Here is an 11,927-nt window from a genome sequence, read left to right as displayed (position 1 = left end):
ACTGCTCCACGTCGTCGGCCTCGCGTTGCTGCTGTTCTCGCTGATCGAACGAGAGGTCCGGCGTTCCACCGGTCCGACCGGAACGGTCGCCGGTCTCTACGCTGGYCGACCCGCCAAGCCCACCGGCCGGCTCCTACTCGAAGCCCTCTCCGGCCTGCGTCTCGTGCCCGCCCGCGACGGCCAGCCCGCCTACATCCCCCGGCCCACACCGCTCCARCAGCGCGTACTCAACCTCCTCGGAGTAGACCCGACCAAACCCCCGTGATCACGAAACGGGCAGGTCAAAGCATGAAAACCAAACGTGCGGAGTACAGGTGTATCCAGTCCCTCCGTGCCCTGACGGCAGATACCCAGGGCGGGCGCTGCAAGATACACAGCCATCCCGGGGCGCCTGGTTCACTTGGGTACACGGTCAGCCCGCGAGTTTCTCTCCGTCATTCCCATCGTCCGCCTGGTCGCCGAAGATCCGGTCGAGCCGGCCGACCGCCTCGCGTTGGGTCTCCGGCATCACGTGCGTGTGGGTGTTCATGGTGAGCTGGATCGTGGAGTGCCCGAGCAGCTCCATGAGCGTGCGGGCCGGGACGCCCTCAGCGAACATCGAGGCGAAGGCGTGGCGCAGGTCATGCAGCCGCAGCCAGGGCAGCCCCGCCTGACGACGCAGGACGTCGAACCTCCGGTCGACGTTGCGCGGCTCCAACGGCGTACCGATCGACGAGGTGAACACCAGCCCGGTTGTCGAGGAGCTGCTCACCGAGCGCGGCCTCGACGTCGATCACGTTACGGTCTACCGGTGCGTGGCACGGTTCACCCCGCTGTTGGTCGATGCCGCCCGGCCCTGCCGACCCCGTACTGGGGAGAGGTGGTTCGTCGCGAGACGTACGTCAAGGTCGCCGGCCACTGGACCTACCTGTCCGCGCAAGAAGACCGGACGTTCAGACGCCCACCGATCCGGCGCGAGATCCGCGATCTGGTCCTGCGCCGCGCGCAGGAGAACCCGGCCTGGGGCCGCCGCCGGGTCCAGAGAGGACTGATCGGGCTGGGCTACTCGGTCGGGATCGCCACCGTGTGGCGGATCCTGCACCGCGCCGGTATCGATCCCGCGCCGCGGCGGGCCGACACATCCTGGCGTATGTTCCTGCGGGTCAGCGGGATGCGTTCTGGCCAGCCGCCGTGAACGCCGTGGAGGATTTTTTTATTGGTTGGGGTTCCTCGGACCGGTAAGGAGGAACACCAGGGTCGTTGCGAGGCACAGGAAGGCGGCGCCGGAGAGGCCGGCTACGTTGTAGCCGTGCACCGCGGCCCGTGCGGGGAGGTCGGCCGCGGCGGCGTGCGAGTGGACGTAGGCAGTGGTGGCGGTAGCGGCGATGCTGCCGAGCAGGGCGGTGCCGAGCGAGGCGCCGATCTGTTGGGAGGTCATCACGATGGCGCCGGCGACGCCGGTGTCCGGGCCCGCGCCGAGAGTCGCGATGTTGTTGGCGGGCAGCAGCACACAGCCGACGCCGAGTCCGAGCAGCACGACGACGGGAAGCGCCCCGGTGACGTAGCCGCCGTCGGCGCGTAGTAGGCCGAGCAGTGCGAGTCCGGCCGCGCATGCCAGGAGACCCGGGCACAGCAGCAGCCGCAGGGGTGCGCGCATCAGGAACCCGCGGATGACGCGTACTCCTAGCATGATCGCCGCGGTGAAGGGGAGGAACGCGAGTCCCGCCTTAATCGGTGAGTATCCGAGGATGTCCTGCAGGTAGAAGGTGAGGAAGAAGAATCCGGCGAACATGCCGATCGCCATGCATAGGACGGCCAGGTACGCACCGGCTCGTCGACGCTCACGGACGACCCGCAGCGGCAGGAGGGCCGCTCCGGTGCGGCTTTCCACCAGGACAAACAGCGCCAGAAGGATGACTCCGGCGGCAAGAACGCCCAGCGTGATCGGGGTGGCCCAGCCTTGTGACTCCGCGCGGGTGAATCCAAGGACCAGTGCCATGAGCCCGGTTGTGGCGAGYACCGCGCCGACGATGTCCACCTCGGTGCCGAGCCGGCGGGGGGTCGCACGAACCGTCGCGCTGACTCCGGCGGCGGCGCCGACCGCGATGGGCAGGCTCACGAGCATGCACCAGCGCCAGTCGAGGTAGCTGGTGAGGACGCCGCCGAGGATCAGTCCGATGCCGGAACTGCCCGCCATCACGGTGCCGTAGATACCGAAGGCTTTGCCGCGTTCGGCGGGTTCGGTGAATGTCGTACCGAGCAGCGCGAGGGCGGAGGGTGTGAACAGCGCCCCGAATATGCCCTGGAGCGCTCTAGCAACCAGGAGCATGGTTGAGTTCACGGCTGCCCCACCCAGCGCCGAGGCTGCGGCGAAACCCGCCAGTCCGATCAGCAGGCAGCGCTTGCGACCGATCAGATCGGACAGCCTGCCCCCGAGCAGGAGGAACCCACCGTAGGCGAGAGCGAAGAGGGTGATCACCCACTGTCGCTGCGCCGTTGACAGGTGCAAGGAGCGTTGGGCGGACGGCAGTGCGATATTCATGATCGTGACGTCTACCGCGACCATGAGCTGGCCGGCAGCTATCGCGGCCAGTGCCCGCCAGCGCAGCGGGTCAGCTGTGCTCGGGGCCGACTCGGTCGAAGGGTGCGCGGCTATCCGCATCCAGCACCTCAGCGCGCTCGTTAACGTTGGCCTGCCCAACGTTGGGACGGCCAACGATAGCAGGATTTGTAGGTGCGACCAACAAAATTGGTAGGCTGCTGGTATGGAGACGGCTCCCGCCCGCTTGCGTAGGCTGCCGAGCTGGCTGATGAGCCAGGCTGCGGCGCCGGCGAGTCGGCTGGTGACCGAGCGGCTGGCCGCCGCGGACGCCCGCCGCTACCACTACTCGTTGCTCGCGGCGCTCGATGAGTTCGGCCCGGCCAGTCAGGCGGCGCTCGGCCGTCGCTGTGGTCTCGACCGCAGCGACGTCGTGGCGATGGTCAACGAGCTTGTTGATCGGGAGCTCATCGAGCGCACCCCCGATCCCGCCGACCGTCGACGTAACATCATTACGATCACCCCGGCGGGGATCCGGCACCTGCGACGGCTCGACAAGCTGCTCGCACAGATTCAGGACGAGCTACTCGCACCGCTGTCGGCGAACGAGCGCGACCAGTTGGTACGGTTACTGACCCAGCTGGTCGATCACCACCACCCATCCAAGGGCCGCAGCCGGGAACCGTGTGGACCGGACCTCTGACCGAAAGATCCACGTCCACTATGCGGCAGGCAGCACGAGCTCGCGACCCTGTGGGGTGCGAGAACTGGGCCGTTGGCGTTGACCTCGGGTTTTAGGCGGCTCGTTCGTTCGTTGATCAGTCCACCGAGGACAGATCCGGCACCTGATCCGTCCTTGGCCGCACAGTTGCGTTGTGCGGAGGAGAAACGCCGAAGCTCTACTGCTCGGCTGATCAGATCGCGTATGCGAGGTCGGTGAAGGCCGCGGACACCCRCACCAGCGGGTCGGTGTCGGTGCCGAGTTCATAGTCTCCGCGGCGGATGTTCTGGACGAAGGCGTGCCCCACGCCGACGGTCTGGACGGAGCGGAGGCGTTTGAGTCCGCGCATCGGTCGGAGCCTGGCTTTGAGTCGGCTGTGGTCGGGCTCGATCCGGTTGTTCTCCCGGCGGGCGTCGACGTGGCAGATCTCGGGTAGCTGCTCGTAGAGGACACGCGGATAGGACGCGGCTCGGTCGATGGTCACCTCTGCCGGCCGGCGGCCGTGCGAGGGCGACGGAGGGCCGGATCACAGATTTCCCAAGCTCGTTGCGTGACTACGCCACGGCAGGCAGGACAGCCGGTCGCGGATGGCAGCCAAGCTGGCGGACAATGTCGGACTGAAAGCCCAGGTCAGACGGGGTACGGCGAACGAGTGTCGCCCTTTCAAGGCAGCGGTTACCGGCTCTTGTAGATGTCGTGGGTGCCGATCCGCAGCCAGCGGACATGCGGGCCGTCGCGGCCCGGAACGGGCTCGCCGTACTCCTACAGGGCCCGGCCGTCCTTCGCCCACCGCAGTTCGAACACACCCGGCTCAGAACGAAAGCCCTTTACCCCGAGGCTTGAGTGAAACTGGCCCGTCTCCAGGCCCTCACGGAACAGTGCGACCGCGCGGCGGAACCCAGATCTACGAGGGCACCAGCCAGATCCAGCGTGTCGTCATGTCCCGCGCCCTGCTCAAGGGCTAACGAACTCGCGTTTCCCCTGGCAGCAGCCATGACCTGGGCCGCCGACCGATCATGGGGTGGCGACCCGGATTCCCGGCTACCATCGGGCGATCATGGCTGCTGCCGACAAGGTGAAAACTGTCCGCCGCGGTGAAGCCGGCCGTTGAAGTCCTCCGCCGCGAGTCGCTCGAAGTGCGCCCGGGAGCGTTCGTCCTCTGCGTCGAGGTGCTTGTCCATCGCTTTCTCCGCCTCCTCATCAGTGGAGAAGCGCAGGCTGTCCAGCGCGGCGCAGTGGCAAGTGACCTGCCACCCGCCATCGGTGTCCTGTTCGATGGAGGCACCGGAGCAACTGTCGTCACCCAGCAAGAACAGGGGCATTTCACCGAGCCCCGGCGGGTCCGGGCTCTTCCAGATCTCGTCGCACCGTCGATCCGAGGTTGGGTGGCCATGAACGGCCGCATCGGCCTCGTCCTCAGTCCGGTACTCGCCGTTGAGAACGCCGCACCAGCAGCACACCCACCACGGCCCGTCAGATTCTTCTGGCTCCACGACATTCTCCTCTGCTGCGCACAGTCGAGGGCCTGCCGGCCCTGTGCCGCGTGGCACAGGGCCGCCGCTTACCTGCGGACTGCGGCCCATCCGCCGGCGACTGTTTACCGGCTCTTACAAATGTCACGGTCCGGGTCCACCGCCTGGCATTGGCGTCGGGTGAGGTGCTGCCCGTTCGTGCGGCTCAGGGTAGGGCTACGTGGCCTCGTCCATGGCCAGCGCCCTACGTCGATGCGCTCCGTTCCATCTCAACCTTAGCCATATCCATGATCGCTTACCGCGGCAACCTGTGGGCCTCGATGGCCTGGCGCGCCTGGCCCGGGAGCCTTGTCGTGGTGCGGATGACCCGGATGGTCCGTATGGCGCCCCGGCTCGGCCGTCCTGATTGTCGGCCTGGTGATGGATGGGTCTTTGGCGCGTCACGGGCGTTGTGCCCGGTGGACCAGCTAGAGTCCACCGGTGCTGATCTTTGGGGTTGAGCTGCCGTGATGGGGCAGACGCACGTGCTGAGCGGAGCGGTGGTCTGGCTGGCGGCCGTGCCCGTCCTGTCGCGGGAGGAGTGGCTGGGGTCGTACGCGGTGTCGCTGTCGCCGCAGCAGGTGATCGCCGGTGCGGTGGTGGCCGCGGGCGCCGGGCTGCTGCCCGACATCGACCATCCCTCGGGTCGGATCGCGAACACCCTCGGCCCCGTCACCCGGACCTTGTGCCGCTGGGTGGGCCGGGCCTCCGGCGGGCACCGGCACGCCACCCACTCGCTGCTGTTCGCGGTCGCCATGGGTGCGGTCATGGGGCTGCTGGCCACCCATTTCCAGTACGGCTGGTGGGCGGCGCTGTACATCCTCGTGGGCTTCGGGCTGCGCGGCCTCGGCCTGGACTTCGAGGGCCACCCTTTCTGGTCCGGGCTGAAGGACTGCGCGGCAGCCGGGGTCGCCATCTACCTCATGCACGGCCTCGACATGAGCTTCGCCGGTTACGCCGTCGCCCTCGGCTGTCTCGCCCACCTGCTCGGGGACTGCCTGACCCCCAGGGGCTGCCTCCTGCTCTGGCCGGTGAACTGGCGGATGGAGACGGTCCTGGTGCCGAGAACGGACGGCCGGGTCGAGCGCCTGGTGGTGGTTCCGCTGCTCACCTGCGCGGCCGTCGTCCTGACGGCCCGGGTCCTGATCGGCGATCATCCGATCAGTTGGCTCAGCTGACCCGCCCGCGATCGAATCCCGCGCGCCGCGAGGGGCGCGGGACTACGCCTTCCCGGACGCGCGCCGAACCGCCAATCGGACAAGCCCGGCGAATTCCGCCGGTGCCGTGCGATGGGCGAAGTGGTCGCCAGGAAAAGTCACGAGCTCGACGTCACGCACCACCGCGCTCAGGTGCTGCTGCATCACGACGACGGGGAAGCTCTCACTGAAGCCGTACACGACGGGAATCTCCAGCGCGGCGATGTCGTACGGCGGTGTCGGCGCCCGGGCCGACCGTTCCTCCGTGACGAACGCGCGGGCCTGCGGCCGGAGCCGAAGCCGCGCCTCGGCGCTCATCGCGTCGTATTTCGCCCCGAGCATCAGGCGCATGCCCGCGTCCTCAGGGTCCTCGCTCCACAGCATCTGCCGCATGCGCCGGTCGTCCCACCCCGGCACCCACGCCATCACCGTCTCGTAGAGCACCACGGCCGCGACGCTCTCCGGCGCCCGCACCGCGGCCCCGGCGGCGATGAYCCCGCCGAACGAATGGCCGACGACGACCGCGCGGCGGCCGTCCAGAACCGCGACGAGATCCTCGATGTGGCCGTTCACGTCCACCGGTGCGCCGGTCGCGTTCGTCGACGTCCCGTAACCGCGGCGGTCGTACCAGCGCATGCGGCACTGGGAGGCGAGCAGGTCGACCACCCGGGAGAACGAGCGCCCGCTGTCGAGAACACCGTGCACGAACACCACGAGCGCCTCGCCCTCGCCAGCCTCCGTCACGGCCAAGTCCATGACAAGGACAGTAGTAGGCTTGGTACCGACGCCGCGGCGGTGCACCCGCACGTGCGCCGCCGACCAGGAACATCCCGGCTGGCCGCCAGGCCGGACGCACCGGCCCATCGGAACGGCTGGCTATGGTGAGTGCCGTGAACCTGGACGAGGCCGAATGCCGCGTTCGCTTCGCGGCGGCGCGGGTCGCCCGCCTGGCAACGGCCGGCGTGGACGGCCAGCCGCATCTGGTGCCGGTGACGTTCACCCTGGACGACGATCAGGTCGCCATCGCCGTCGATCACAAACCGAAGCGCTCGACGGCCCTACGGCGGCTGGCGAACATCGCCGCCAACCCGCGAGTCAGCCTCCTCGTAGACCAGTACACAGAAGACTGGGACGGCCTGTGGTGGGTTCGGGCGGATGGCCGCGCACGAGTTGTCATGGATGGCGATGAAGGAGTGAAGCGGGCGGTGGCGATCCACCACCTGGCGGCAAAGTACGACCAGTACCAGGCCGTCACCCCGACCGGGCCAATTGTTTTCGTCCAGATCGAGAAATGGCAGGGTTGGGCGTTCACAGCCCGCCAGAGGGTCCAAGGATTCGATGGCTCGCCGGAGACGTAGGCGTCCCCGCGAGGAACCCCGCCCCGGCACTGTGGAGAGCCGGGTACTCCCTCGCGGGGGGACGCGGTTCCGACTAGTCTTCGATCATGGTTGAGTCGTGGGAGGCAGGCGGCGGCAGGTCGCCGGTCGTGGCCCCCGAGCACCTTCTGGCCCCTCGCCGGCAGATCGAGGCCGCGGTTGCCGCGGCCCTGGCCGAGCTGCCGCCCCATGGCCGGTGGATCACGGTGACCGTCGAGGACCCGGACGACGACGACCTGGTCTACGCGCTGGCACTGGTGGTGCGGGACCGGACGACCGCGGCCGAGGTCGCCGCGCATCTGGGGGTTCCCGTCACCGAACCCGCGGTCATCGGCTGGGCGAGCGAGTGGGTCGTTTCGGCGCGTTACCGGGGCAGTGCGGCCGGCACATCCGTGAGCCCGACGACCGACCCAGCCGAGCTGGCAGTCGATCTCGCGGACTGGCTGCAGACGTTCCTGGCCGACGACTTCATCTCCGACCCCGTGCCACCGTGCCCTGGCCATCCGCACCCGATGCGGCCGGTGGTACACGAGCGGAAGCCATGGTGGACGTGCCCCCGGGACAGCGGGCTCATCAGGCCCTGGCCGGCCCAGGTCACCGACCAGAGCTGACGCTCGAAAACGTCGCCCACGAGATCGCGGGCGACGGACAGCCCAGCAGTCGAGCAATGTCCCACACCCCACAGGTACGAGCACGCGGAACCGCGTCAAGCGACGAGGCGCCGCCGGCCGGCCAGCGGCGCCTCGTCGATTTTCCGCTGAATCCAGACAGCTTCTATCCCGCCGAAATTCGGCAGGCCTTCCTAACCCGCTATGCAACCGGAAGGGGCACGGGAGTCACCGGCGACGGGGTGGTGATCACGGCGGGCTGATCCGGCTACTAAACCCCTGCCCACGGGTACTTGCGCTCGTGGTGCTTCGAGTTGTACCAGAGCACCTTCTCGAGAGTAAGCTTGATCTTCTTCTTCACCAGGTCCTTGTAGTGGCGGTCGTAGCCACCGACCGGCTGGTAGGCCGCGGCTACGTCTCCCGCATCGTCCCCGTCATCCACGTAACTGTCGGGCTCGTCGCCGTAGGACTCGCCGCCGTAGTAGGGCCGCTCCTTCTTCTCGTGGTGCTTCTTGTCCTTGCCGTCATACCAGACGACCCGCTCGTAGCTGAAGGCGTCCTTACGCTTCGAGACATCCTTGTGCTTCTCGTAGGGCTTCCCGCGGAGGTCACCGGAAGCCAGCGCCGCGTCGGCGACCTGAACCGGGTCGACAGCGCCGACCGAGACACCGGGAACCAGCGGCGTGTCGACGAGCTCAGCCGGGTCGCCGGAGCCGGCCGGGGCACCCGGGGCGGCGAGCTCAGCCGGGTCGCCGGGCTCGTCGCCGTAGGACTCGCCGCCGTAGTAGGGCCGCTCCTTCTTCTCGTGGTGCTTCTTGTCCTTGCCGTCATACCAGACGACCCGCTCGTAGCTGAAGGCGTCCTTACGCTTCGAGACATCCTTGTGCTTCTCGTAGGGCTTCCCGCGGAGGTCACCGGAAGCCAGCGCCGCGTCGGCGACCTGAACCGGGTCGACAGCGCCGACCGAGACACCGGGAACCAGCGGCGTGTCGACGAGCTCAGCCGGGTCGCCGGAGCCGGCCGGGGCACCCGGGGCGGCGAGCTCAGCCGGGTCGCCGGGCTCGTCGCCGTAGGACTCGCCGCCGTAGTAGGGCCGCTCCTTCTTCTCGTGGTGCTTCTTGTCCTTGCCGTCGTACCAGACGACCCGCTCGTAGCCGATGGTGATCTTCTCCTTCTTCACCTCCGGCCCGCCCCCCGGCACCAGGGCCTGTGCCGAGGTGGCGCTCGCACCCAGGGTGACGGCAACGGAAACGAGGCCCGATGTGGCTAGAATGGCCGTACGCCGCCCTATTTTGCTTGTCATCTTCTACCTTTCAGAACGATCTTTTGCAGTAGTTCTACGGTCGTCAACCTAGCGGCCCGACCTCCTTTACAGCGGCAGCACAAAACAGGCGTGTCTCCAGCGACTTAACGGCGTCCGATCCGACACGTTTCGGCGAATGCGAGAATTCCTCGAACCGGCTCTCCGACACCCGTCAGCCAATACGGCACGCCCCGGCCAGAAAAATCGGATCGAGAGCGAAGGATTCGGATTCCAGCCCGGACCATCCGACCATAATCGCCACCGAAGATACCCGAGGACCGTCCGTAAAAATAAGGCTGATTCGGTGCGGCGCACCGGTTCCAGCGTCCGAACGAATAGTTTTCAACCCCCGCAACCGCCACCAAGAGACCGCCGGCGACTCGAATCTTCCCGGTACGACCGCAGGAGGTTGCCCATATGACAGCACCTGGATTAGGCGATATCTTTTTTCGCAGACAGCGGAGAGTCCATAGCCGGCGACCAAGTCCCCAGACAGCAGTGGTCACACAGAATCCGGCGCAGACCGCACAGGCGGCGCCTCCTGAGATCCGCAGCAGGAAACCCGTGTTCCTCATATTCGTGCGCGGCGCGGCGCAATGTCGAGGAAAACCGGGATGCAGAAGCAGACCGGACCGGTGCGACGACGTCAAGTGTCAGCGAGACGGCCCGGCATGGTGGTCATGTCCCGCGCGCTGCGCAGGGACCAGTACACGACCCGGGCCAGGTGCACGAAGTCAGGCCGAGGAGCCGGCGGCGTTCTGCAGGGGAAGCAGCACCAGATGCGGGTCCAGCGCGGTGGGCACGAAGCCGAGGTGACGGTAGAACGACTGTCCGTCGGGTGCGGTCGCGTGCGCGCCCAGCAGCGGGGTTCCGACCATACGGCGCACCGTGAGCGCCCGCATCGTCGCGTCGCGGACGAGCCGGGCACCGACCCCCCGGCCCTGATAGCGGACGTCCACGGCCAGCCGGCCGACGAGCATCATCGGGACCGGGTCCACGGGCCGGCGGGAACGCCACCGCGAGGCCGTGTCGACGCGCTCGGCCGCCGCGGTCGCCAGGCAGTAGTAGCCGGCCACGGTGGAGCCGTCCAGCAGCACGAACGTGCTGGTGATGCGTTCGTGCTGGTGGTCCTTGGCGTGGTGGCGCAGCCAGCTGTCGAGGACGGGATCGCCACAGCCGAACGCGACCGTGTCGTGGTCCTCCACCAGGGCCGACGGCTTCGTGAACGGCACGGGCCGAATCCTTCCAGGCATGGTCGATCTCGTCGTGGGGTTGATCTACCGGGATCGACGGGGGCAGCCGGGGCGGCGGGCCTGCCGCCCCGTCAGGGCAGGTGGAGCTCGTCTACGGAGACACAGGTCCCGCCTACTCCTGGCCTGGCTCCTCGTCGAGCAGCTTGCGCAGCCGCGGGTTGTCGGTGGGTGGCGCCTGCAGCATCGCGTCCAGTTCGGCCCAGGCGGTCTCGGAGACCCTGAACAGCCGGCGGTCGGCGAGTACCTCGCGGGCGTAGCGCCGCATGCTCTCCACCGCGAACAGCTCCAGGCTGAGGCCCTCGGCGTCCGCGGCGGACCGGATGATCTCGGCGTCGTCGGCGGGCAGGCCGAACGTGATTCTCTCGTCCTCAGCGGAGGTCATGCTGGCAGTTTGCCGTCCCGCTCCACGACATGCGACGCCGGGCCCCACGTCGCTCGTCACACAATCGGGCAACCGGGTGGAGGGCCGAAAAGCACCGGTCACGGAGCATGGTCGGGGCATGTTCGGACCGCTGCGCACCGGGGCATCTCCCTACAGATCATCCATCCGGGACCAACCCCAACGAAGGAGCCGTGAGGACCACGATGGCCGACCATCCAGGGGCACGATCGTCACCGGGACGACGTCCGGGGGCGTGCACGCCCGGTACGGGCCGGGCGGCATGTGACCACCGCGCGGAGGAACTGCGATGAGCGACGGTGTGGGCACGGGCCTGGTCGTCGTCCTCGGCGTGATCGCCGCGGTGGGTCTGGTGCTGGTCGCCGGCACCTTCTACCTGCTGCGCCGCTACCGGTTGCCGCTACACGGCGTCGCCGCGACGATCGCCAGCCTGCTCTACGTGATCTCCCCGGTGGACGCCGTCCCCGAGATCCCGCTGGGGCCGGTGGGCCTCGTCGACGACCTCGCGGTGATCCTCGGGGCGCTATTCTACGTCCGCAAGCTCGTCGACGCCCGCCGGCCGGGGCCGGCGGAGCTGGAAGTCCCGGGCCGCGGTCGGGGCCGCGGCCGTCGCTAGCGGTAGTTCGTTGGATCAAGGTGGGAGGTAGAGGTGCAGGCCGTGGCCTGCGCCGACTGCGGCGATCAGGGTGTCCAGGTCAGCAGGCGGGGGTGTGGGTGACCAGGCGTGCCAGCAGCGTCGTAGCAGGAGCCAGGGGGTCAGCCAGCTGCGGACCGCGCGTAGCGTCGTCGGCCAGGATGGCCGCGCGGGTGGGCTGGTGGTGTGGGTGCCCCCTCTCTCGCCGGTCGTGCTTACCGTCGGCGGGTTCCTGCCCCGGGGGCATCTCGGCGGTGAGGGTGTTCCAGCAGAACGAGAACGCGCAGAACACCAGGGTCTGGTGGCGACGGATCGCGAGGTCGGAGCGGACCTGGAAATCGGCCCAGCCGAGTTCGTCTTTGACCTGCTTGTAGCCTTGTTCGATCCAGTTCCGGATCCCGTAGATC

12 protein-coding genes and 4 pseudogenes are annotated in these 11,927 nt (G+C 68.1%); 7 read left to right on the top strand and 9 right to left on the bottom strand.

The genetic code is table 11. The annotated features are described in order from the left end of the window. Positions 1–265: pseudogene (locus BBK14_RS38045) on the top strand (IS1634 family transposase); the annotation flags it as partial. 147 nt (positions 266–412) lie between these two features. Here the strand turns inward: BBK14_RS38045 and BBK14_RS04095 are convergent. After that, positions 413–724, bottom strand: coding sequence for a tyrosine-type recombinase/integrase (locus BBK14_RS04095; protein WP_241831110.1), 312 nt, complete (start codon positions 722–724; stop codon positions 413–415). 10 nt (positions 725–734) lie between these two features. Here BBK14_RS04095 and BBK14_RS36605 point away from each other — a divergent pair. Beyond that, positions 735–928: pseudogene (locus BBK14_RS36605) on the top strand (IS6 family transposase); the annotation flags it as partial. Between the two features lie 264 nt (positions 929–1,192). Here BBK14_RS36605 and BBK14_RS04085 read toward each other — a convergent pair. Then, a complete protein-coding gene (locus tag BBK14_RS04085; protein WP_071059879.1) occupies positions 1,193–2,641 on the bottom strand; it encodes an MFS transporter in 1,449 nt (482 codons plus the stop codon). Between the two features lie 148 nt (positions 2,642–2,789). Here BBK14_RS04085 and BBK14_RS04080 point away from each other — a divergent pair, with 148 nt between their 5' ends. Then, on the top strand, positions 2,790–3,221 hold the full coding sequence (locus tag BBK14_RS04080) for a MarR family winged helix-turn-helix transcriptional regulator (protein ID WP_241831109.1): 432 nt from the start codon (positions 2,790–2,792) through the stop codon (positions 3,219–3,221). A 211-nt stretch (positions 3,222–3,432) separates the two neighbouring features. On the opposite strand, the pseudogene BBK14_RS04075 reads toward BBK14_RS04080, so the two are convergent. Next, a pseudogene (locus tag BBK14_RS04075) lies at positions 3,433–3,747 on the bottom strand (DDE-type integrase/transposase/recombinase); the annotation flags it as partial. Positions 3,748–4,294: 547 nt separating this feature from the next. Next, entirely contained in the window at positions 4,295–4,732 is a 438-nt protein-coding gene (locus BBK14_RS04070) for a hypothetical protein (RefSeq protein WP_198541168.1), read from the bottom strand. Between the two features lie 488 nt (positions 4,733–5,220). Here BBK14_RS04070 and BBK14_RS04065 point away from each other — a divergent pair, with 488 nt between their 5' ends. After that, entirely contained in the window at positions 5,221–5,928 is a 708-nt protein-coding gene (locus BBK14_RS04065; protein WP_020459778.1) for a metal-dependent hydrolase, read from the top strand. Positions 5,929–5,970: 42 nt separating this feature from the next. On the opposite strand, the gene BBK14_RS04060 is transcribed toward BBK14_RS04065, so the two are convergent. Next, positions 5,971–6,690 (bottom strand): alpha/beta fold hydrolase, encoded by a 720-nt coding sequence (locus tag BBK14_RS04060; RefSeq protein ID WP_241831108.1) that lies wholly within the window; start codon positions 6,688–6,690, stop codon positions 5,971–5,973. A gap of 146 nt (positions 6,691–6,836) precedes the next feature. On the opposite strand from BBK14_RS04060, the gene BBK14_RS04055 reads away from it, so the two are divergent. Beyond that, the gene (locus tag BBK14_RS04055; RefSeq protein WP_071059881.1) at positions 6,837–7,304 is read left to right on the top strand and encodes a TIGR03668 family PPOX class F420-dependent oxidoreductase; all 468 of its coding nucleotides are present in this window, start codon (positions 6,837–6,839) and stop codon (positions 7,302–7,304) included. Between the two features lie 128 nt (positions 7,305–7,432). Beyond that, on the top strand, positions 7,433–7,933 hold the full coding sequence (locus BBK14_RS04050; protein WP_241831107.1) for a hypothetical protein: 501 nt from the start codon (positions 7,433–7,435) through the stop codon (positions 7,931–7,933). A gap of 268 nt (positions 7,934–8,201) precedes the next feature. Here the strand turns inward: BBK14_RS04050 and BBK14_RS04045 are convergent, their stop codons facing one another. From BBK14_RS04045 to BBK14_RS04035, 3 genes are all read right to left on the bottom strand, one after another. Then, positions 8,202–9,233: a hypothetical protein gene (locus BBK14_RS04045; RefSeq protein WP_131802155.1), complete on the bottom strand. Its 1,032-nt coding sequence runs from the start codon at positions 9,231–9,233 to the stop codon at positions 8,202–8,204. Positions 9,234–9,967: 734 nt separating this feature from the next. Then, complete coding sequence (locus tag BBK14_RS04040) at positions 9,968–10,465, bottom strand: GNAT family N-acetyltransferase (protein WP_071059874.1); 498 nt, start codon at positions 10,463–10,465, stop codon at positions 9,968–9,970. A gap of 133 nt (positions 10,466–10,598) precedes the next feature. Beyond that, positions 10,599–10,868: a type II toxin-antitoxin system TacA family antitoxin gene (locus BBK14_RS04035; RefSeq protein ID WP_041253986.1), complete on the bottom strand. Its 270-nt coding sequence runs from the start codon at positions 10,866–10,868 to the stop codon at positions 10,599–10,601. Between the two features lie 307 nt (positions 10,869–11,175). Between BBK14_RS04035 and BBK14_RS04030 the strand changes: the two genes are divergently transcribed. Then, complete coding sequence (locus BBK14_RS04030) at positions 11,176–11,502, top strand: YkvA family protein (RefSeq protein WP_020459770.1); 327 nt, start codon at positions 11,176–11,178, stop codon at positions 11,500–11,502. A gap of 79 nt (positions 11,503–11,581) precedes the next feature. On the opposite strand, the pseudogene BBK14_RS38700 reads toward BBK14_RS04030, so the two are convergent. Beyond that, positions 11,582–11,927, bottom strand: a pseudogene (locus BBK14_RS38700) (hypothetical protein); the annotation flags it as partial.

Source organism: Parafrankia soli (assembly GCF_001854695.1).
Taxonomy (GTDB): domain Bacteria; phylum Actinomycetota; class Actinomycetes; order Frankiales; family Frankiaceae; genus Parafrankia; species Parafrankia soli.
Note: the sequence above shows the minus strand (reverse complement) of the source record. Positions and strands in the feature narration are given on the sequence as shown.

Excerpts from the sequence above, each read along its gene's own strand:
- BBK14_RS04080 (WP_241831109.1), top strand. The coding sequence starts at position 2,790 with ATGAGCCAGGCTGCGGCGCCGGCGAGTCGGCTGGTGACCGAGCGGCTG.
- BBK14_RS04065 (WP_020459778.1), top strand. The coding sequence starts at position 5,221 with ATGGGGCAGACGCACGTGCTGAGCGGAGCGGTGGTCTGGCTGGCGGCC.
- BBK14_RS04045 (WP_131802155.1), bottom strand. The coding sequence starts at position 9,233 with ATGACAAGCAAAATAGGGCGGCGTACGGCCATTCTAGCCACATCGGGC.
- BBK14_RS04035 (WP_041253986.1), bottom strand. The coding sequence starts at position 10,868 with ATGACCTCCGCTGAGGACGAGAGAATCACGTTCGGCCTGCCCGCCGAC.
- BBK14_RS04030 (WP_020459770.1), top strand. The coding sequence starts at position 11,176 with ATGAGCGACGGTGTGGGCACGGGCCTGGTCGTCGTCCTCGGCGTGATC.